The sequence below is a fragment of the Lysobacter sp. Root494 genome (genome assembly GCF_001427225.1).
Classification (GTDB): domain Bacteria; phylum Pseudomonadota; class Gammaproteobacteria; order Xanthomonadales; family Xanthomonadaceae; genus Agrilutibacter.
The window spans coordinates 290,191-311,846 of the sequence record NZ_LMFH01000005.1; the positions used below are offsets into that span (position 1 = coordinate 290,191).

Here is a 21,656-nt window from a genome sequence, read left to right on the forward strand (position 1 = left end):
TTGTCGGAGTCCAGGAGCAACGCTTCGCCGGCCCTCACCCCAAACCCTCTCCCGATGGGAGAGGGGCTTAAGCAGCCGGGCTGCTACTGGTAGAGGTTGAACACCACCGGCACCATGCCGATCGCCTGCACCGCCTGTCCATCCTGCATCGCGGGACGGAAACGCCACTTCGCCAGTACCTGCTTCTTCGCCGCCGCGTCGAGCACGCGATGGCCACTGCTGCGTTCGACCTGTACATCGATCGGCCTGCCATCGACATCCACCAGCACGCGCAGCGTCACGGTGCCGGTGAGCGCCTTGCGGATGGCTTCGATCGGATACGCCGGCGCGGACGCGCTTTCGTATTCGAGATGCGCACCCGCCAGCGGTTGGGTGATTGCATTGCTGCGGCCGATGCTGGCGTCGGCGACAAGAGTTGGGTCGACGAAGGTGTCTCCGGTTTGCGACTCAACCACGGGAGGAAGCTCCAGCTCGATCTTCTGCGGAATGACTGCCGGAGTGGTCGGCACAATGCGCTGCTTGGTGATTTCGACCATTTTCGGAGGATCGACCGGCGGCGGATTTGTTTTGGGCTTGAGAGGAATGGCGTCGAAGACGATATCGGGCTGCATCGTCATCGGGGGCGGTGAACTCAATGGCGCGAGCAGCAACAACAAGGCAAGACCATGGACAGCGATCGCACCGGTTTCAGCGGCGATGCGGGTCGGATCCAGCTTCCCGATATGGAAGCGATGGGTGCGAAGAGCGAGCGTCTGAGCCATATGCCACCCCCAATTTGCTGTTGGTATGTCTCCCAACGAGCGGGCTGATGGAATGGGGTTGGCCGTCGCAAAAAAAGGCCCGCAAGCGCGGGCCTTCATCCGGTCCGGTCACGGACGCATCAACGCCCGAGTTCGAACACCACGTCCAGGTTGATGCTCAGCGTGTTCTCTCCCGGTGACACCGACGTGTCCGCGGCTTCGGCCTTCATCGCCACCATGCCGCGCATCATCGGTATCGGCGGCGAGAAGCGACCGCTTTCGCTGATGCTGACGATGCGCCGCACCTTCATGCCCAGCGTCTTCGCGTACATCTCGGCGCGGGCCTGCGCGCTCTCGACGGCCTTGCGGCGCGCCTCGTCGAGCGCCTCGTCCTTCTTGTCGACGTCGAAGCTGGGGCCGTTGATCTGGTTGGCGCCGACGGCGGCGAGCGAGTCGAGGATCTTGCCGAGCTTGGGAATGTCGCGAACGACCATGCTCACCGTGTTATTGGCTTCATAGCCGGTGATCGAAGGCGGCTGGTTCTCGCGGTACTGGTAGGTCGGGTTGAGGTTGATGCCGCTGGTCTGAACGTCCTTGTCGGCGATGCCTGCAGCCTTGATCGCGGCGACCACCTTCGCCATCTGTTCGGCGTTGGCGCGCATCGCGGCGTTGGCATCGGCGGCGCGGGTGACCACGCCGGTGGAGATCGTGGCGATGTCGGGCACGCGCTTGGCTTCGCCCTGTGCGGAGACGTTCAGCAATGTGCCGTCGGTGGCGACGAAGGGCGTGGTCTGGGCGTTGGAAGACATCGGCGAACAGGCTCCAAGGGCGAGGAGGGCGGTCAGTGCGAACGGGCGCAGGACCAGGTGGGACAACGACTTCGGCATGGGTCTGACTCCTTGTTGGATGGTGATGCGCCGATGCGGGGCACTGTGCGCAGGTACGGTAAACGATTCGTGAGCCGGGTCAGGGTTACGTGACTTCCCGCGGGGTGGGGCTCAGTCAGCCCGGGTTATCCTTCCGGCCTCGCGGAAATTCGTCTTCGCGTCCGGACCACGACGCGCTCCGGCGCCTTCCGGGCGCCTTCCAAGCGCCTGCCCAAGCCAAGGACCCGATGCTCCATCTCGCCTCCAAATCTCCCCGCCGGCGCGAACTGCTGGGCCGTCTCGGCCTGCCGTTCGGCATCATCGACCTCGATATTCCCGAAGAACGCGCCCCGGGTGAACCCGCCGAGGACTACGTGCGTCGCGTCGCGCGCGAGAAGGCCGGTGCCGGCCTGCTCACCGTGATGACCAATCCGAGCGCCGTGGTGCTCGGCAGCGATACCGAGGTCGTGCTGGACGACGAGGTGTTCGGCAAGCCGGCCGATGCCGAAGACGCGGCGTCGATGTTGCGGAAACTGTCGGGCCGCACCCACCAGGTGATCTCGGCGGTGTCGCTCGTATCGCAGTCGCGCGAATTGCAGACCGTGTCGATTTCGGACGTCACATTTGCCGCGCTCACGGAAGCGCAAATCGCCGGCTATCTCGCGGGCGACGAATGGCCGGGCAAGGCCGGCGCCTATGCGATCCAGGGCTTCGCCGAAACCTTCATCACCCGCCTCAGTGGCAGCTACACCGGGGTGATGGGCCTGCCGATCTTCGAGACCGCATTGCTGCTGCGGCAGTTCGGCCTCGAACCGGTGCCAGCGGGTTCCGCGTTATCGGTGGCCGCGCGATGAGCGAGGAGATCCTGGTCAATGTAACGCCACGCGAAACCCGCGTCGCCGTGGTCGAAAACGGCATGTTGCAGGAGTTGCACATCGAGCGCGGCTGGCGCCGGGGCGTGGTCGGCAACATCTACAAGGGCAAGGTGCAGCGCGTGATGCCCGGGATGCAGGCGGCGTTCGTCGACATCGGGCTCGATCGCGCTGCGTTCCTGCACGCCGCCGACATCGTCAAGCCGACGCAGGCAGTGAATGGCGAGGGCGAAGGCGACGCAGCGCCATTGCCGCCGACGCCCACGCGCCCCATCGCTGAACTGCTGCGCGAAGGCCAGGACATCATCGTGCAGGTGGTGAAGGATCCGATCGGCAGCAAGGGCGCGCGCCTCACCACGCAGTTGAGCATTCCGTCGCGTTACCTGGTGTTGCTGCCGCGCACGCGGGTCGTCGGCGTGTCGGCGCGCATCGAGGACGAAGCCGAGCGCACGCGCCTGAAGACGCACGTCGCCACGCTCTCGCCGGCAGGTGCGCACCACGGCTACATCGTGCGCACCAATGCCGAGGGCCAGCCGGAAGAAGCGCTCGCCGAAGACATCGCCTACCTCAACCGCGCGTGGGCCCTGATCGAAGAGAAATCCGCGAGCGCCCGCCTCGGCGAACGCGTGTACGAAGACCTCAGCCTGCCGCTGCGCGCCGTGCGCGACCTGATGCGCAAGGACGTGGAGAAGGTGAAGGTCGATTCGCGGGAGACCAGCGACCGCCTGCGTACCTTCGCCGCGCAGTACATGCCCGGGCTGGCCGAGAAGATCGAGCACTACACCGGCGCGCGCCCCATCTTCGACCTGTACGGCGTGGAAGACGAAATCCAGCGCGCGCTGGACAAGGAAGTGCCGCTGAAGTCCGGCGGCTACCTGGTCATCGACCAGACCGAGGCGATGACCACGATCGACGTGAACACGGGGTCATTCCTCGGTCAGCGCAACCTCGAGGAAACGGTCTATCGCACCAATCTCGAAGCGGCGCAGTCGGTCGCGCGTCAGCTGCGCCTGCGTAATCTGGGCGGCATCATCATCATCGATTTCATCGACATGACCGATGCCGAGCACCGCCGCCAGGTGCTTCGCCAGCTGGAGAAGTCGCTCCTGCGCGATCACGCCAAGACCACGGTGTACGAATTCTCGCCGCTGGGCCTGGTCGAAATGACGCGCAAGCGCACCACCGAAAGCCTCGAACGCCAGCTCAGCGAGCCCTGCCATGAATGCGGCGGCCGCGGGACGTTGAAGACGCCGGAAACGGTGACCTACGAAATCTTCCGCGAGATCGTGCGTCAGGTGCGGCAGTTCGATGCCGCGCGCCTGCTGGTGATCGCATCGCCGAAGATCGTCGCGCGCATCACCGACGAGGAATCCGCATCGGTGGCGGAGCTTGAGGAATTCCTCGGCAAGTCGATCCGCTTCCAGGCGGACGAGCAGTACGCGCAGGAGCAGTTCGATGTCGTGCTGCTCTGATTTTGCTTTTGCTTCCGATCCCTTCGTTTCGCGCGTAACGCGAAACGGACGGGCTTAAGTCGCCATGCCCACACCTTTGCGCCGCCGCTTGCGACTTGCCCGCCGCGGCTTCGCGTACACGGCGGCAATCGTGCTCGTACTGATCGCGCTGCTGCTGGGCGCGGCAAGCCAGGTGTTGCCGCTTGCGGAACGCCACCCCGATCGCATCCGGGCGTGGCTGAGCGAGCGCGCCCAGCGGCCGGTCGCCTTCGATCGCGTCGAAACCGAATGGACGCGGCGCGGTCCGCTGCTGAAGCTCGACAACCTGCGCATCGGCGAAGGCGCAAAGGCATTCACCGTCGGCGATACCGAAATGCTGGTGTCGGTCTACGCCGGCTTGCTGCCGGGCCACGCGTTCTCGGAACTGCGCCTGCGCGGCCTCGACCTCGTGCTCGAGCGTGCCAGCGATGGCCGCTGGCAGGTGCGTGGCCTGCCGGGACAGCAGCAGACGGGTAGCGATCCTTTCTCCGCGCTGGAAGGTCTCGGCGAACTGCAGGTGATCGGCGGCAAGCTCGCCGTGATCGCGCCGCAGCTCGGCGTGGACGCGCGCATTCCCAAGGTCGACGTCCGTTTGCGCGTCGATGGCGATCGCGTGCGTGCCGGGGTGCGTGCATGGCCGCGCATGGAAGCCGCGCCGCTCGACGCAGTGCTCGATTTCGATCGGAAGAAGGGCGATGGACGCGCGTATGCGGGTGCAAAGCGCGCCGATCTTTCTGCATGGGCTTCGCTGCTCCAGGTGCAGGGCATTGCCGTGCAAGGCGGTGTCGGGCGCGCGGAAGCATGGGCAACACTGCAGGGCAATCGCGTCGGCACGATCACCGTGGACGCCGCTCTCGACGACGTCGCATTGCGCGGCAATCCGATTGAAGCCGGCGCGGCGCCACCACGCAGCCGCTTCGATCATGTCGAAGGCCGCGCGTACTATCGCCTGCTAAAGGACGGCTGGCGGATCGACGCGCCGCTGTTGCGCATCGGCCGCTCCGGCAACATGCAGAAACTCGATGGCCTGCTGCTGGCCGGCGGTGCGCAATACGCGGTCCAGGCGAAGCAACTGGACGCGGGACCGCTGTTCGCGACACTTGCGCTGAGCGACCGGCTCTCGCCGGGATTGCGCCGCTGGCTGCTGGAATCCAGGCCCGTCGCGACCCTGAACGACATCGAGGTGGCGGGCCGTCGCGGTGGTGCGATGCGTGCGCACGCCCAGATGCGGGGACTCGGCTTCACGGCAGTGGACAAGGCGCCGGGTGTGCGCGGCTTGAGCGCCGTGATCGACGGCGATGGCAACGGCTTCACATTGGCATTCGACCCGCAAGCCGATGTCACGTTCGACTGGCCCGAAGGCTTCGGCACCGTGCAGGTCGTGAAGCTGCGCGGCGAAGCTGGTGGCTGGCGCGAAGGCGCCGGCTGGCGTATCGGCACGACGGCGCTGCGCATCGACGGCCGAAACACGTACGGCAGCTTCGGCGTCAACGCGCGCGGTGGCCTCTGGTGGCAGGGCGACGGCACGCGGCCGTGGATCGACATCGCCGCGGCGGTCGACGACGGCATCGCGGTTCCCACGGCGAAGGGCTTCTGGCTGCGCAAGAACATGTCGCCGACCGCGGTGCACTGGCTGGACACGGCGCTGGTCGGGGGCACGCTCAATGGCGGTCGCGCGGTGATTTCCGGCGACCTCGACGACTGGCCGTTCCGCGACGACACCGGCCTGTTCGAAGCCACGGGCCACATCAGCGATGCGACTGTCCGCTTCCAGGAAGAATGGCCGGCCGCGCAGGGTATCGAAGCCGAAACACGTTTCACCGGTATCGGTTTCGACGTGGACGGCACCGGACGCCTGGGCAATGTCGACATCCGCAAGATCCATGCGGGCATCGACGACTATCGCGGCGGCGCGCTCACGGTCAAGGCACAGGGCGACGGCGATGCTGCGCAACTGCTCGACGTGCTCAAGCAGAGCCCGTTGCGCAAGGAGCATGCCGACACGTTCGCCAACGTGCGTGCGAGCGGGCCCGCGGCCGTCGGCTTCGATCTCGCGCTGCCGCTGCAGCATGGCAAAGGCGCCAAAATCAACGGCACGGTGGCGTTGAAGAACGCAAAGCTCGCCGATCCTCGCTGGAAGCTTTCCTTCGACCAGGTGGCTGGCGAAGCAGTGTATTCGCGCAGCGGTTTCAAGGCCGAAGGCCTCGCCGTGCGGCATGAAGGCGAGCCCGGCAAGCTGTCGCTGCGTGCCGGCAGTGACTTCGTGCGTGATGCGGGAAACGTGTTCGAAGCCGGCCTCGATGCGAGCATGGGCGCGGCCGAACTCATCGATCGCGCCGAGGACATGGCGTGGCTCAAGCCTTATCTGGCTGGTCGTTCGAGTTGGACCGTGGGCATCGCGATTCCGAAATCGAAGCCCGGCGTGGCAACACCGACACTGCTGCAGCTGCGTTCCAGTCTCGTTGGTACCGCATTGTCGCTGCCGGCGCCAATGCGCAAGGCCGCAGGCACCTCGCTCGCCACGACGATCGAAACGCCTTTGCCACTGGGCAGCGGCGACATCCTGGTGGGTTTCGGCAACGTGATGGCGTTGCGTGCGCGCAGCAGCAAGGGGCAGACCGGCGTGCGCGTCGCGCTGGGGGCGAGTCGCGTCGACGAAGCGGCACCCATGTCGGGTCTCGTTGCTACCGGCCGTGCGGATACGCTCGACGCGATCGACTGGATCGCGCTGACGCGCGGCGGCGAAGGCGGCGGCAAGCTGCCGCTGCAACGCATCGACGTGACCACGCAGCGCCTGCAACTGCTGGGCGGCACCTTCCCCGACACGCACATCATCGTTGCACCGGCCGCACGCGGTGCGATCGCCATCCAGGCCGAAGGTGCGGCGCTACAGGGCGCAGTGCTGGTGCCGGCAAGCGAAAGCGAGGCGATCGCGGGCCGCATGCAGCGTGTGTTCTGGCGCGCGGTGAGTGCACCCACAGCCGCGAATCCGGGCGCACCCTCATCGCCGGCAGCGACGAGCGACGAAATCGATCCCGCAAAGATTCCCGCGCTCACCATCGACATCGACGAACTGCACCTGGGGGACGCGAAGCTCGGTGTCGCCAAGGTGCGCACGCGGCCGAGCGGTGCAGGCATGCGCATCGAACAGCTGCAGACGCGCGCGCCACAACAACGCATCGACGTGAGCGGCGACTGGAACGGCAAGGGCGCCGCCGCGAACACGCACCTGAAACTGGACATCGCCAGTGACGATTTCGGCGCGCTGCTGGCCGGCTTCGGCATGGGCAATCGCCTCGGCGGCGGCGAAGGCACGGTGAAGTTCGATGCCGGTTGGCCCGGGAGTCCGGTCGCATTCAAGCTCGACCAGCTCGAAGGCAGCCTGCAGCTGGATGCGAAGGAAGGACGACTGCTCGAGATCGAACCCGGCGCCGGCCGCGTGCTCGGCCTGCTCAGCCTCGCGCAGCTGCCGCGGCGCCTGACGCTCGACTTCCGCGATTTCTTCTCGAAGGGGTTTGCCTTCAACGAGATGAAGGGCACCGTGCGTTTCGGCAATGGCCAGGCGCACAGCGACAAGCTGCGCATCGACGGTCCGGCTGCCACCATCGACATCCGCGGCGCCGCGAACCTGCAGGCGCAGAGCTACGACCAGACCATCGAAGTGCGGCCCAAGGCCGGCAACCTGCTCACCGCGATCGGCGCGGTCGCCGGTGGTCCGGTCGGTGCGGCGATCGGCGCGGCGGCGAATGTCGTGCTCAGCAAGCCGCTGGGCTCGATGGCCGCCAAGACCTACCGCGTGACCGGACCGTGGAAAGAGCCCAAGGTCGAAGTGATTTCGCGCGAGGAAAGCCGCGCGGCGCTGCCTCCGGCCGAGCCTGCGGGCTGATCACGGCGGGCTGGTGACGGCGTGTTCCGCCAGCGGGCCGATGCTGATGAGCTTGGCCTGCCGGTGAGCTCGCGGGTTGATTCCGGCCAGGCGGCCTCCATTTCGTTCACACGCGTCCGCATGTTTCATTGCCGGACACGCTCTTCAGCTCCAACTCCCTCTCCAGCCTGGTTCCTCCATGACCCTGCCGATCCAGCTCGCCGAATCCCGCCTACTGCTGCCAGCCGGCCTCGACACCGGCGGCCTCGAACGCACTTTCGGCACGCTGCTCGGGCCCGGCATCGACTTCGGCGACCTGTATTTCCAGCACGCGCGCCGCGAGAGCTGGACGGTGGAGGACGGCATCGTCAAGGAAGGCGCGCATTCGATCGAGCAGGGCGTCGGCGTGCGCGCGATCAGCGGCGAGAAGACCGGCTTCGCCTACTCGGACGAGATCAACACGGAAGCATTGCTGGAAGCATCCAGGTCGGCGCGTGCCATCGCCCGTGATGGCTCGATGCAGAATGCGCGCGCTCTCTCGCGTGGAAACGGTCGTTCCCTGTATTCGTCGGACGATCCGATCGATTCGCTGGGTAATGAAGAAAAGGTTGAAGCGCTGCGCCGCATCGACCGTTACGTGCGCGCCGCGGATCCGCGCGTGCAGCAGGTGGTGGTGAGCCTGTCGGGTGGCGTCGACACGGTGCTCGTCGCGCGCAGCGACGGTGTGCTTGCCGCCGACGTGCGCCCCCTGGTGCGTTTCAACGTGCAGGTGATCGTCGAACAGAACGGTCGCCGCGAGAGCGGCTACGCCGGCGGCGGTGGCCGTTATTCCTACGTCGAGCTGCTCGGTGGCGGCAAGCCCGAATCGCTCGCGAAGGAAGCGCTGCGACAGGCGCTCGTGAATCTCGATGCCGTCGACGCACCAGCCGGCGTAATGCCCGTCGTGCTGGGTTCGGGCTGGCCGGGCGTGCTGCTGCACGAAGCGGTGGGCCATGGTCTCGAAGGCGACTTCAACCGCAAGGGCACGTCCACGTACGCAGGCCGCATCGGCCAGCGCGTGGCTTCGCCGGGCGTGACCATCGTCGACGACGGCACGCTCGCCGGCCGCCGTGGTTCGCTCAACATCGACGATGAAGGCACGCCGACGAACTGCACCACCCTGATCGAGGATGGCGTGCTCGTCGGCTACATGCAGGACACGCTCAACGCCCGGTTGATGGGCATGCAACCCACCGGCAATGGCCGCCGCGAATCGTTCGCGCACCTGCCGATGCCACGCATGACCAACACCTACATGCTCGCCGGCACGCACGACCCGGAGGAGATGATCCGTTCGGTGAAGAAGGGCCTGTACGCGGTGAATTTTGGCGGCGGGCAGGTCGACATCACGTCGGGCAAGTACGTGTTCTCGGCGACCGAGGCGTACCTGATCGAGGACGGGAAGATCACCGCGCCGGTGAAGGGCGCGACGCTGATCGGCAACGGCCCGGAAACCATGCAACGCGTGAAGATGATCGGCCACGACCTCGCGCTGGACGAGGGTGTTGGTGTGTGTGGCAAGGACGGGCAGAGCGTGCCCGTGGGCGTGGGGCAGCCGTCGTTGCTGATCGAGGCGTTGACGGTGGGCGGCACGCAGGCCGCGTGAACCAGGGGGCCGGATCTGTGGAGCGCAGCGGAAAACCTGTCGGGACGGCGGCTACTGCGAAGCGGGGCTCAGTCCTCGTCGCTGGCCGCGTCCTCGCCGTCGATATCCTGTTCACCGTCTTCGCTTCCGCCCAGCAGCAGCTCACGCAATTCCCGATACAACTCGCGGAACGCGCGCGGCGGCTTGTTGCGCTTGCGCTCTTCCAGGGTATTGCGCACCAGCTGCCGAAGCAGCTGGCGGTCGGCGTTCGGGTACTCATCGAGCAGCTGCGCCAGCGCGTCGTCGCCTTCGGCGAGCAGCTTCTCGCGCCACGCCTCCACGCGATGCATAGCCGCCACTTCGCGTCGTGCCGCTTCGCCCTTTTCGTCGAGCGCGTCGCGGATCGCGTCCAGCGTCTCGTCGTCCTCGCGGCGCATCTGCTTGGCGAGATACTGAAGCTGTCGCTTGTGCGCGATCTGCGCGGTGATGCGACGGCATTCGCGGATGTGCGGGAGCAGGGATTCGGGCACAGGCAATTTCGCCAGCTGCGCGTCGGTCAGCGAAACGAGCTTCTCCCCCAGCGTGTAGATTTCCAGCGCCTCGCGCCGGTTCTGGCTGCGGCTGGGGCCGAAGAATTCGCCGGTTTCGTCGTCACGACCACGCATCAAACTTCACTCGTGTAGTAGCACCGGCGCGGCCGGCATGCTTCGAACAGTCATGCCGGGCGGCCCGGCACATGGAAAACAAGGATAAAGCATTGAACGCGAGCACTCCCGCCACCGCCTCCACGAGCCACGACGACAGTCTCCAGCGACTGGACCGCCTCTCCGGCATCGCCCAGCGACTGCTCGATCGCTGCCGCGAGCGCGGCGCGAGCCAGGCAGAGGTGTCCTGTTCCGAGGAGGCCGGGCTGAACGTCAGCGTGCGCATGGGCGAAGTCGAAACCGTAGAGGCGACACGTGATCGTGGCATCGCCGTGACGGTCTACTTCGGCAAACGCAAGGCCAGCGCCAGCACCGCCGACCTGCGCGAGGAAAGCCTCGATGCCACCGTCGAGCAGGCCTGCGCGATCGCGCGCCACACCGAGGACGACGATGCGGCGGGACTCGCCGAGCGCGAGCTGATGGCGGCCGACGTGCGTGAGTTCGACGGCTGGCATCCGTGGACGATCGAGGCCGACCAGGCCGTCGACCTCGCGCTCGCCTGTGAAGCGGCGGGCCGCGAACGGGATCCCCGCATCGAGAATTCCGACGGTGCATCGTTCGGCAGCGGCAGCAGCCTGAGCGTGTACGCCAACTCGCATGGCTTCCTCGGCCGCGAGCGCGGCACCAACCACAGCCTCGGCTGTGCGCTGATCGCCGGCCGTGGCGAAGCGATGCAGCGCGACGGCTGGTACAGCTATGCGCTGGCCGCTGAAGACCTCGAATCGCCCGCCGCGATCGGCCGCCGCGCCGCCGAACGCGCGGTGTCGCGGCTGTCACCGCGGCAGGTGCCGACGGGCGAGTATCCGGTGTTGTTCTCCGCGGAGGTCGCGCGTTCGCTGATCGGCCACCTGGTCGGCGCGGTGTCGGGAGGCGCGCTATACCGCAAGGCAAGTTTCCTCGTCGGCAGCGCCGGGACGAAGCTGTTTCCCGAGTGGTTTGCAATCGAAGAACGGCCATTCCTCACCCGTGGCCTGCGCTCCTCCGCCTTCGATGCCGAAGGCGTTGCCACCCGCGAAGCGCCGCTGGTGAAGGATGGCGTACTGCAGCGTTACGTCCTGGGCAGTTACTCCGCGCGCAAGCTCGGGTTGCAGACCACCGCGAATGCCGGCGGCGTGCACAACCTGCAGGTCGCGGCGAATGCGGGCGACCTGGATTCGATGCTGCTCGGCATGAAGCGCGGCCTGCTCGTCACCGAGTTGATGGGGCAGGGCGTCAACACCGTCACCGGCGATTATTCGCGCGGCGCGGCCGGGTTCTGGGTTGAAGACGGCGCGCTGGGCTACGCGGTGGACGGCATCACCATCGCCGGCAACCTGCGCGGCATGTTCAATGCGATTGAAGCGGTCGGGAGCGATGTCGATCCGCGTTCGCACATCCGCACCGGTTCTATCCTGGTGGAACGCATGACGGTGGCCGGAGAAAGCTGAAGATCCGTTCCCTTGACATGATCGGGGCGGGCGCGGGAGAGTGCGGCCTCGCATCGTCTCGCGGCGCAACGCCGTCCTATTCGGGGAAACGCAATGAATCAAACGTCGTCCGATGACAAGACCTTGGCCATGGTCACGCATCTGTCTGGCATTTTTCTCGGCTTCCTGATGCCACTGATCGTCTGGCTGGTCAGCAAGGATAAGGAAGAAAAGGCATACCTGACGGAACAGTCCAAGGAAGCGCTCAATTTCCAGATCACCGTGGCGATCGCCTTCGTGGTGTCCTGGGTACTCATGTTCGTGCTGATCGGATTCCTGCTCATGCCTGCGGTGGCCTTGGCCAACCTCATTCTGTGCATCCTGGCTGCCGTGAAGACCAGCGACAATGAAACTTACCGCTATCCGTTCACGTTGCGGCTGATCAACTGATCCGCCGCGGCATCCGCAAAATGAAAACGCCGGCGCGAAGCCGGCGTTTTCATTTGCACAAGCGGTAACGCGAGCCGTTCCATCAATAACTGCGCTCGATGGTCATGCGTGCCAATGCCGTGAGAACGCTGGCCCGCTCGCCGAACGGTTGCAGCGCGTCGAACATGGTGCTGGCGAGTGAATCCAGGCGCATGCGCGAGGCATCCAGGCCGATCAGCGACGGAAACGTCGCCTTGTCCTGCGCCGCATCCTTGCCTGCGGTCTTGCCCAGCGTCGCGCTGTCGCCTTCGATGTCGAGGATGTCGTCGCGGACCTGGAAAGCAAGGCCCAGCGCCGAAGCGTAACGATCGAGCCGTTGCAGTTCGTCCGGGCTGGCCCCGCCGCACAGCGCACCCATGCGCACGGCAGCGCGGATCAGCGCGCCGGTCTTGAGCGCGTGAAGCCGTTCGAGTTGTTCCAATGTCGGCTTCGTGCCCGTCGCATCGATGTCGAGCGCCTGGCCGCCGCACATTCCGGACACGCCCGAGGCGTTCGCGAGTGTGCGCAGCAACTGCACGCGAACAGCATCGGCTACGGGCGTGTCCGCAACGATTTCGAACGCGAGCGACTGCAATGCGTCTCCCGCAAGCACGGCCGTGGCCTCATCGAAGGCAACGTGCACCGTGGGCTGGCCGCGACGCAGCGCATCGTCGTCCATGGCCGGCAGGTCGTCGTGGACCAGCGAATAGGCGTGGATAAGCTCGACCGCGACGCTTGGTCCGTCCAGCGATGTTTCACTCGCGCCGAACAGAGTGCCGCTCGCATACACCAGCAGCGGCCGCATCCGCTTGCCGCCCAGCAGCACGGCGTGCTGCATGGCCGCATGCAGGCGTTGCGGGGACGCCGAGGGATCTGGCAGCGCGCGCGCGAGAGCCGCGTCGATGCGGACGCGCCACTGCTTCAAACGCGCATCAGGCATCGGGCGAAGCGAACGGCTCGGCGCTGGCCGGTTCCTGCGGATCGCTGAGCAGGCGCACGCGCAGCTCCGCCTGTTCCAGGGCGGTCTGGCACCTGCGGTAAAGCCCGACGCCGCGTTCGTACGCCGCCAGCGATTCCTCGAGGCTCATGTCGCCGCGTTCCATCCGCTCGACCAGTTGCTCGAGCGCGTCCAGCGACTGTTCGAAGTCGGCGACGGGTGAAACGTCGGGGCTTTCGGGAGATTTGCGGGCGGCCATGGGCAAAGTGTGAGGGGAGGGTGCGGACCGGTCAATCGCACTGCCATAGCAGCCGCGCGCTGTGTTCCCGCAGCCATGTGCCGAAGCCGGCTGAGCACGCCAGGTCACCGGCGGCCAGCAGTTCTCCGGAGTCATCGGAAAGCAGTGGAAGTCGCTCGCGTACCCAGGGTGGGACTCCGAGTTCCTGCAGCACGTGCTTGAGCGTGTGCGAATGATCGCGGCCGGGAAGTGTGATGCGTTCGCCCCCCTGCCGCGCGTGAACGCGCAGGGAGCGGCCGAAGCCGCTTGCGCCCTCCAGCAGGAGCACCGATCCATCCGGCAGCGATACCGTCGTGGCGCCGTCCCATTCGCAACTCCAGCCAGCACCCAGCGACTGCTGTAGCGGGCCGGCATGCACGAGGTCGCGCCATGCGCGCAGTTCTGCGCCGTGCCAGCGGAAACACGGGTCCGCGTCGTCGCGCGCGGTGAGCACCTGCGTCTCGATGTGCGCGATACCTTCTGCTGGCAGCGATGGCAGGTCGAGTTCCGCGATCCAGCGGCGCAGCACGCGCGCGCGGCGCGCCGGAGGCAAAGCTTGCAGCCCCTCGCGCGAAATCACATTGGCATCCGCGGTGCGCAAGAGCGCGAGGCTACGAGCGTCCTCTTCGGCGAGCAGGTCGGCGGCTTCGGCGGAGAGTTCGGCCGATCGTGCCACGGCCGCGTGCACGTGCGGCCATCGTTCGCCCAGCAGCGGCAATACCTGCTGGCGCAGGAAGTTGCGATCGAAGCGCGAATCGCTGTTGCTTGGATCCTCGATCCAGCGCAGGCCATGCACCTGCGCATACGCGAGCAATTGCGCGCGTGAATGGCCGAGCAGCGGACGCCACAGCCAGCCGCGAGCAAAACGTCGCCACGCACGCATCGCGGCCAGTCCATCCACGCCCGATCCGCGCAATGCACGCAGCAGGAACGTCTCGGCCTGGTCATCGCGGTGGTGCGCGAGCGCAAGTACTTCGCCGTTGCCGAGTTCGGCCGCGAACGCAGCATGCCGCGCATGCCGTGCCGCGGCCTCCAGGCCATCTCCGCTGTCGCGGTGCACCTCGACGCGCACGCTTCGCAACGGGACACCCAGGGTCGCGCAGACCGTTTCGCAATGAAGCAGCCAGTCGTCCGCGCTCGCATGTAGCCCGTGGTGCACGTGCAGGGCGCGCAGGTCGCGTGCGCGTGCTTGCGGGAACATCGCCAGCGCATGCAGAAGCACCATCGAATCCATGCCGCCACTCAGCCCGATAACGAGCGCGGCATTGCCCGTGCCGTCAAGAGCAGAGGTGGGAATAAGCGGCGCTGCGGTCATCGGGCCATCGTAGCGCGGAGCGTGCCCCCGGCGTTGCAGGCCAGGATTTCTATCTGAGCGGGATTCGCGAAACAAGCTGTGCTCGGGCCTGCACTAGCCGGGACAGAAGAAGCCGCCAGGAAACTGGCGCTTCTTTCGACGCTTGCGCGATCAGGCTACTTCGTACGCGCCATAACTACGCAGCCGCTTGTAGCGGCGATCCACCAGGTCCGTGACCGGAATCTGTTCCAGCGCATCGAGCTCGTTCATCAGCACGGCCTTCAGGCGCTTGGCCATCTGCGTCGGATTGCGGTGCGCACCGCCGATGGGTTCGCGGACGATCTTGTCGATCAGGCCGTGTTCCTTCAGGCGCTTGGCGGTCAGGCCGAGTTGTTCGGCGGCATCCTTCGCCTTTTCCGCGGTCTTCCACAGGATCGACGCGCAGCCTTCCGGCGTGATCACCGAATAGGTGCTGTATTCGAGCATCAGCGTACGGTCGCCCACGCCGATCGCGAGTGCGCCGCCCGAGCCTCCTTCGCCGATCACGGTGCAGATGATCGGCACCTTCAGTTCCGACATTTCCAGCAGGTTGCGCGCGATGGCTTCGGACTGGCCGCGCTCTTCTGCATCGATGCCCGGCCATGCGCCGGCGGTGTCGATGAAGGTGAGGATCGGCAGGCCGAAGCGCTCGGCCAGCTTCATCAGCCGCAGCGCCTTGCGGTAACCCTCGGGCTTGGGCATGCCGAAGTTGCGCTTGACCTTGGCTTTCGTGTCGCGGCCTTTCTCGTGGCCGATCACCACGACGCTGCGGCCATCGATGCGGGCAAGGCCGCCGACGATCGCGTTGTCGTTGGCGAAGGCGCGGTCGCCGGCGAGTTCCTGGAACTCGTCGCAGATCACGCGCAGGTAATCGAGCGTGTACGGGCGCGAGGGATGGCGCGAGAGCTGCGAGATCTGCCAGGGCGTGAGGTCGCGGAAGATGTGCGCAGTGCGCAGGCGCAGCTTCTCGCGCAGCGCGTGCACTTCGGCATCGACATTGACCGCCGGGCCGTGACTGGCGTGCAGCACTTCCTGGATACGCGCTTCCAGGTCGGCGATGGGTTGTTCGAAGTCGAGGTAATTCGGGTTCATGCGTTGGCCGGGGCCGGTGAAGGCGGGAAGTTTAGCCGAGGTGGGCGGAAGGGGCCGTACGGGGGTGTTTGTTGCGAGCGGGCGAGGTGGGAAATGCGATGGGTGCCGGAAATGTTGTTCGCATGTTGAGCGCACGGTAGCGGCTGGTTTTACACCGCTTTGCTGTCCCTTCATCCGCCCTTCGTGCACCTGCTCCCCGCAAACGGGGAGCAGGACGCAATTGTCGCGTTTGGCTTGAACATGCCTTCCCCTCGCCCCGCTTGCGGGGAGAGGGACAGCTTCGCGCAGCGAAGCAGGGTGAGGGGCGGTGTTGACGGCTACCAGGGCTTCGAAAACGCCAGCTTCACGGTCCGCACGCCTGGCTGCGAACGCAACGCGCCGGGCAGGTCCGCGTCGACGCGGATCGAATGCGAGCCGTTGAGGTCGAGCATCCCGGCCACGCCTTCACGCAGCAGGTCGAGGCGCAGCGGCGTCGGGCCCGGCCGATGTCTCGCCAGCAGCGAATCGACGCGCGTCCACGTGCCCGGCACGCGGAGGTCGAGGCGCAGCGACAGGCGCTGCACATGCTTCGCGCACAGCTGCGAGTAATCCCAGCAGCGCTGCGCCTTCAGGGCGAAGCCGCCACTAAACGCGTCCTCGCGCAATCCGCCCTGCACGATCAGCAAACGGTCGCGCGCGATCAGCTGCGCGAATTCGTTGTAGGTTTCGGCGAAGAAGGCGCATTCGAGGCGGCCGCGGCCGTCTTCGATCTGCACGAACATCTGGCTGTCGCCTTTCTTGCGCAGGCCGGTGACGAGGCCGGCGATCACGAGCTCGAGTTCCGGGCGCCAGCCGCTGCGCGCGCTTTCGGGGCGTCCTTCCCAGATGCGCTCCAGGTCGCCGAGATCATGGCCGACCAGCGTGCGCATTTCTTCGCGGTACGGATCGAACGGATGCCCACTGAGGTAATGGCCGAGCGTGTCGCGCTCGCCGTTGAGCACCTGCACCAGCGGCCACTCGTCGACTTCCCTCAACTCGATCTGCAATGCCGGTGCTGCAGTTTCGAAGCCGCCGAACAGCGAGACCTGGCCCGCCTCGCGTTCGCGTGCGAGCTGCTCGGTGGCCTTCAATACTTCCGGCAATTGCACCGAGAGACTCGCGCGGTTTTTGCCGAGCGCATCAAGTGCGCCGGCCTGGACCAGCGCTTCGAGCGCGCGCTTGTTGAGCTTGCTGCTGTCGACGCGCTTGCAGAAGTCGAGCAGGTCGGTGAACTCGCCGGCACGCCGCGCTTCGACGATCGCTTCGCACGCGCCGCGGCCGACGCCCTTCACCGCGCCGATGCCGTAGCGGATGGTGCCCCGATTCGCTTGCGAATCGGACGGGCTCGGCTCGACTGCTTCGAACATGTATGCCGAAGCATTCACGTCCGGCGGCAGCACCGTAAGGCCCATCACGCGCGTTTCGTCGAGGAAACCGACGACCTTGTCGGTGTTGTCCATGTCCGAGGACAGCACCGCGGCCATGAATTCGGCCGGGTAGTGCACCTTCAGCCAAGCGGTCTGGTACGCGACGAGCGCATAGGCCGCCGAGTGCGACTTGTTGAAGCCGTACTCGGCGAACTTCTCCATCAAGTCGAAGATCGGGCTCGCCTGCTTCGCCGGAATGCCGCGTTCAAGGCAGCCTTCCTCGAATTTCGCGCGCTCCTTTGCCATCTCCTCGGGCTTCTTCTTGCCCATCGCGCGACGCAGCATGTCTGCGCCGCCGAGCGTGTAGCCGGCCAGCACCTGCGCGATCTGCATCACCTGTTCCTGGTACACGATCACGCCGTAGGTCGGCCCGAGTACGGGTTCCAGCAGCGGATGCGGATAGGAAACTTCGGTGTTGCCGTGCTTGCGGTCTACCCATTCGCGATCCATCCCCGAGCCCAGCGGGCCGGGACGGAACAGTGCGGCGAGCGCGATGATGTCCTCGAAGGTGTCGGGGCGCGCGCGCTTGAGCAGTTCGCGCATGCCGCGCGATTCGAACTGGAACACGGCGACGGTGTCACCGCGCGCGAACAGTTCGTAGGTTTTTTTGTCAGTGAGCTCGAGCGCGGTGATGTCGAGCGGTTCGACGCCTTCGCGCACGCGCCGCACGTTGATCGCCTTCACCGCCCAGTCGATGATCGTGAGCGTGCGCAGGCCGAGGAAGTCGAACTTCACCAGGCCGATCGCTTCGACGTCGTCCTTGTCGAACTGTGTGACCGGGTTCCTGCCGCGGCCCTCGCCGTCGTGTTCCGCGAACAGCGGGCAGAAATCGCTCAACGGCGAAGGCGCGATCACCACGCCGCCGGCGTGCTTGCCGGCGTTGCGGGTCAAGTCTTCCAGGCTGCGCGCGAGATCGAGCAGATCGCGCACGTCGTCTTCGGCGTGGTAGCGCTGGATCAGTTCGGCCGAGGCGAGGTTGCTGTCCTTGCGCGCGGCTTCCGATTCGCCCAGCGCATCGTCGAGCGATATGCCAAGCGTGTTGGGAATGAGCTTGGCGATGCCGTCGACGAAGCCGTACGGATGCCCGAGCACGCGGCCCGAGTCGCGCACCACCGCCTTCGCGGCCATGGTGCCGTAGGTGATGATCTGCGAAACGCGGTCGCGGCCGTACTTGCGCGCGACGTAGTCGATGACTTCGTCGCGGCGGTCCATGCAGAAGTCGATGTCGAAGTCGGGCATCGACACGCGTTCGGGATTGAGGAAGCGCTCGAACAGCAGGTCGTACGGCAGCGGGTCGAGATCGGTGATGCCCAGCGCCCACGCGACGAGCGAACCCGCGCCCGAACCACGGCCCGGACCGACCGGAATACCCTGCGCCTTGCCCCAGTTGATGAAGTCCGCGACGATCAGGAAGTAGCCGGGGAACCCCATCTTGATGATGACGTCCAGCTCGGTTTCCAGGCGCGCTTCGTATTCTTCGCGGGTCTTGCCGGGTGCGAGTGGGTTCTTTTCCAGGCGCGCGACGAGGCCTTCGCGCGCGGAGCTGCGCAGCCACGATTCGATCGTGTGCTCGCTCGGCACCGGGAACGCCGGAAGGGCGTATTCGCCCAGCTTCATCGTCACGTTGCAGCGCGTGGCGAGCGCGACGGCGTTGTCGATCGCGTCCGGAATGTCGGCGAACAGCGCCGCCATTTCATCCGATGACTTCAGGTACTGCTCGGCGCCGTATTCGCGCGGACGCTTGGGGTCGTCGAGCACGCGGCCGGAGGCGATGCACACGCGCGCTTCGTGCGCTTCGAAGCCGTCGGCGTCGAGGAAGCGTACGTCGTTGCTGGCGACAATCGGAATGCCGCGGCGCGTGGCGGCATGTAGCGCGAACGCATTGAACGCGTCCTCGCCTTCGCGGCCGCTGCGGGTGACCTCCAGGTGCAGCCGGTCGCCGAACACGTCGCGCCAATCGGCGAGCGAGGCTTCGGCGAGTTCGGTGCGATGGGTGCCGACGAGTTGTCCGGCGAGGCTCCTGCGCCCGACCAGCGCGAACAGGCCGGTGTTGTCTTCGCGCAGCCACTCCGGGCGGATCGCGACGCCGTCGATGCGGTGGCCTTCCATCCACGCGCGGCTGAGCAGGCGCGACAGGGTGAGATAGCCGCTGCGATCGCGGCACAGCAGGGTCATGCGCGCCGGGGTTTCGTTGCCGTCGGCCAGGCCGATGTCGGCGCCGATGATCGGCTTGATGCCCGCGCCTTCGGCCGCCTTGTAGAACTTCACCGCCGCGAACAGGTTGTCGATGTCGGTCACCGCCACGGCCGGCTGGCCGAGCTGCGCGCAGCGTTTCACCAGCTCGCCGATGCGGATCGTCGAGTCGGCGAGCGAGTACTCGCTATGCAGGTGGAGGTGAACGAAACGGGCGGTCATGCGGGCCGTCGGGTGCTGAGGGCGCAGGGTAGCAGCCGCGGCCGGGGCGGACGAGATTGACTTTTGCGGGGAGTGATTTGGAGTGGGCGACGCTGAAAGCCGCCCCTCATCCGCCCTTCGGGCACCTTCTCCCCGCGAGCGGGGAGAAGGAGGTGGATGCCAAAGTCATTCGATGGCCCTTCCTCGGCCCGCTTGCGGGAGAGGGACAGCTTCGCGCAGCGAAGCAGGGTGAGGGGGGGACACGGCGGTCTGTAGCGGCAAACTTGAAGCCGCTATTTGGTCGCCGCGCAACAGGCTTCAGTCCGCCACGGTTGCTGGGTCACCCCATGAACTACGGCAGCGGCGATCCGGTGACGCGCATCGGCCCTTCCGGCGTGCGGCCATACGCGAAGTGTTCGTCTTCCAGCCGCGTGCTCTGGCGCAGCAGCTCGAGTTCGGCGAGGCGGTCGCGCATCCAGGCTTCCCGTTGCTCGGTCGGCGTGCCGCGAGGGCGTTCATTCAACCGGTACTGGCAGAAGTCGCGGTACTCGTCGGCTTCGGCGGAGAACGCTGGCCATGCGAGCTCGATCAGCAGCACGTCGTCCAGGCGGCCGAGGAGCGGAAGGCTGTCGGGGATCAGGTCGTCGTCGCGGTCGATGTACGCGAGCAGCTTGTTGATGCGCAGGCGCGTCGCGTCATGGCAGTCCCACGCTTCGTCGTCCATCAGCGCGCGCAGCTCATCCATGCGTTGCAGGCGGGCGTCCAGTTCTTCGCGCGCCTCTTCTTCCGGCAGCGACAACAGCCACGCCGCCAGTTGTTGCAGGCGCGGTGGGTCGACGCGCGCGGCGTCGGGATAGAGGTCGTGCACGAGTTCGTCGAACTGCGCGATCGCAGGAGCGGATAGGGCGATTTCGGGGAAGCCAGCGGGTGCGCCGAGCGCGTCGGTCAGGCCGCCGCGGAAATGTTCGTACGGAAGCGGGTTCGAAGTGGGAGTCGGATGAGGCATGCGCATGGGGCACCTCGGTCCGGTCGTGTCCGTTGGGGAACTCCTCCGCGGGAGCCGCGCTACGGCCGGTATTGCAGCGGTCCCGATCCCGGGGGAATGGCAGGCGGTGCAGTAACGATCATGCGCCGTTATGGCTCGGCCGGAGAGGGGTTCCGACGGGCGGTTCAGCGGGGTTTTTCGATACTGAATTGCTGAAGCGGTTCCTGGTTCCGGGAATGCAGGACATGCCTGGAAAGGGCAGCAGAACAACTCGCTGCGTGCGCCCTCACGCGAAGAAGAAGGGGCGGTTTGCCAGACGCGTGGCGATCGATGGGGAAACAGCGAGGCCGCCTCGCGGCGGCCTCGACCTGTCGGGCATGGAAGGAGCCTCAGTGGATGGCAAAACGCGGTTCCATCAGTGGCACGTAGCTGCTGTCGCGGATGCAGCGACGTTGCCGGTCCAGGAAGTACTCCGCGCGGCGCGCCTCTTCCCAGTCGGCGCGCGTGAACCCGAAAGCGCCGGGCTCGCGGCCGCGCAAGCCGGCTTCGAGCGAGCGGATGCGGCAGTAGTCGAGGAAGTCGACGACTTCGGCCCTGATCGACGGCCAGGCCGCTTCCACTGCGATTGCATCGTCAAGGTGACCGATGGTGGGCAGGTAGTTCGGCAGCAACTGGAAGCGGCCGCTGGCGTACTGGACGATCAGCGAAGCGAGGTTGCCGGCTTCATCGGCCGGTTCCCACTGGGCGTCGTCGACCATGGAGGCGGCCGCCTGGAGGCGCTTCATACGTTGCAGGATGCAGGCCGGCTCGGAACTCCCGGCCGCATGGTCGCGCAGTTCGCGCGCGGCAGTAGCCAGCCGGTCGCAGTCCAGCGGCGCGCTTCGGCGCCCGAGATTGGCAAGCAGCGTATTGAAGCGGTCGACCGAAGCATTGGTGAGATGGAAGCCATCGATGCGGTGACGGCGGCTGGGCCCGATCGGCAACGGCTGGTCGAGGATGGCAGGCAACGGAATCGCGATGGCGAGCATGGCGTTCATGGCAAAGGCTCCGTGGGAAGGTGGGCACGCCGTGGTTTCGGCGTGGACCCAGCTTCCGCTCGGGCCGCAATCGGGTCATGACGCTGTTGCGACGGTCCTCGCAGCCTTTGGCGAGGTTGCC

16 protein-coding genes are annotated in these 21,656 nt (G+C 66.3%); 6 read left to right on the forward strand and 10 right to left on the reverse strand.

Features of this window, described 5'->3' with window-relative positions; translation table 11 throughout:
• Positions 1-83: 83 nt before the first annotated feature.
• Both ASD14_RS04675 and ASD14_RS04680 read right to left on the reverse strand, forming a co-directional pair.
• Positions 84-761 (reverse strand): energy transducer TonB, encoded by a 678-nt coding sequence (locus tag ASD14_RS04675; RefSeq protein ID WP_056129750.1) that lies wholly within the window; start codon positions 759-761, stop codon positions 84-86.
• A gap of 119 nt (positions 762-880) precedes the next feature.
• Positions 881-1,549: an SIMPL domain-containing protein gene (locus ASD14_RS04680; protein WP_082538855.1), complete on the reverse strand. Its 669-nt coding sequence runs from the start codon at positions 1,547-1,549 to the stop codon at positions 881-883.
• Between the two features lie 305 nt (positions 1,550-1,854).
• Between ASD14_RS04680 and ASD14_RS04685 the strand changes: the two genes are divergently transcribed.
• From ASD14_RS04685 to tldD, 4 genes are all read left to right on the forward strand, one after another.
• Positions 1,855-2,460 carry a Maf family nucleotide pyrophosphatase gene (locus ASD14_RS04685; protein ID WP_056129753.1) on the forward strand — a complete coding sequence of 202 codons (606 nt, stop codon included), beginning with the start codon at positions 1,855-1,857 and terminating at the stop codon, positions 2,458-2,460.
• A complete protein-coding gene (rng, locus tag ASD14_RS04690) occupies positions 2,457-3,950 on the forward strand; it encodes a ribonuclease G (RefSeq protein WP_056129755.1) in 1,494 nt (497 codons plus the stop codon). The genes ASD14_RS04685 and rng overlap by 4 nt, the downstream gene beginning before the upstream one ends.
• Positions 3,951-4,014: 64 nt before the next feature.
• Positions 4,015-7,854 carry a YhdP family protein gene (locus ASD14_RS04695; RefSeq protein ID WP_056129757.1) on the forward strand — a complete coding sequence of 1,280 codons (3,840 nt, stop codon included), beginning with the start codon at positions 4,015-4,017 and terminating at the stop codon, positions 7,852-7,854.
• A 178-nt stretch (positions 7,855-8,032) separates the two neighbouring features.
• Positions 8,033-9,478: a metalloprotease TldD gene (gene tldD, locus ASD14_RS04700; RefSeq protein WP_056129759.1), complete on the forward strand. Its 1,446-nt coding sequence runs from the start codon at positions 8,033-8,035 to the stop codon at positions 9,476-9,478.
• A gap of 68 nt (positions 9,479-9,546) precedes the next feature.
• On the opposite strand, the gene yjgA is transcribed toward tldD, so the two are convergent.
• Positions 9,547-10,122, reverse strand: a complete 576-nt coding sequence (yjgA, locus tag ASD14_RS04705) for a ribosome biogenesis factor YjgA (RefSeq protein WP_056129762.1) — start codon at positions 10,120-10,122, stop codon at positions 9,547-9,549.
• A gap of 71 nt (positions 10,123-10,193) precedes the next feature.
• On the opposite strand from yjgA, the gene pmbA reads away from it, so the two are divergent.
• Positions 10,194-11,588 carry a metalloprotease PmbA gene (pmbA, locus tag ASD14_RS04710; RefSeq protein WP_157475091.1) on the forward strand — a complete coding sequence of 465 codons (1,395 nt, stop codon included), beginning with the start codon at positions 10,194-10,196 and terminating at the stop codon, positions 11,586-11,588.
• A gap of 93 nt (positions 11,589-11,681) precedes the next feature.
• Entirely contained in the window at positions 11,682-12,017 is a 336-nt protein-coding gene (locus ASD14_RS04715) for a DUF4870 domain-containing protein (RefSeq protein WP_056129763.1), read from the forward strand.
• Positions 12,018-12,099: 82 nt separating this feature from the next.
• Here ASD14_RS04715 and ispA read toward each other — a convergent pair whose 3' ends face one another.
• The 7 genes from ispA to ASD14_RS04750 form a co-directional block, all read right to left on the reverse strand.
• Positions 12,100-12,975, reverse strand: coding sequence for a (2E,6E)-farnesyl diphosphate synthase (ispA, locus tag ASD14_RS04720; protein ID WP_056129767.1), 876 nt, complete (start codon positions 12,973-12,975; stop codon positions 12,100-12,102).
• Entirely contained in the window at positions 12,968-13,231 is a 264-nt protein-coding gene (locus ASD14_RS04725) for an exodeoxyribonuclease VII small subunit (RefSeq protein WP_056129770.1), read from the reverse strand. The genes ispA and ASD14_RS04725 overlap by 8 nt, the downstream gene beginning before the upstream one ends.
• A 31-nt stretch (positions 13,232-13,262) precedes the next feature.
• Positions 13,263-14,564 carry a tRNA lysidine(34) synthetase TilS gene (gene tilS / locus ASD14_RS04730; protein ID WP_056129771.1) on the reverse strand — a complete coding sequence of 434 codons (1,302 nt, stop codon included), beginning with the start codon at positions 14,562-14,564 and terminating at the stop codon, positions 13,263-13,265.
• A 150-nt stretch (positions 14,565-14,714) separates the two neighbouring features.
• Entirely contained in the window at positions 14,715-15,674 is a 960-nt protein-coding gene (locus ASD14_RS04735; RefSeq protein WP_056129774.1) for an acetyl-CoA carboxylase carboxyltransferase subunit alpha, read from the reverse strand.
• 317 nt (positions 15,675-15,991) lie between these two features.
• Positions 15,992-19,534: a DNA polymerase III subunit alpha gene (gene dnaE / locus ASD14_RS04740; RefSeq protein WP_056129777.1), complete on the reverse strand. Its 3,543-nt coding sequence runs from the start codon at positions 19,532-19,534 to the stop codon at positions 15,992-15,994.
• A gap of 331 nt (positions 19,535-19,865) precedes the next feature.
• The gene (locus tag ASD14_RS04745; RefSeq protein WP_235565311.1) at positions 19,866-20,519 is read right to left on the reverse strand and encodes a hypothetical protein; all 654 of its coding nucleotides are present in this window, start codon (positions 20,517-20,519) and stop codon (positions 19,866-19,868) included.
• A 368-nt stretch (positions 20,520-20,887) separates the two neighbouring features.
• A complete protein-coding gene (locus ASD14_RS04750) occupies positions 20,888-21,535 on the reverse strand; it encodes a hypothetical protein (protein ID WP_056129783.1) in 648 nt (215 codons plus the stop codon).
• Positions 21,536-21,656 lie beyond the last annotated feature (121 nt).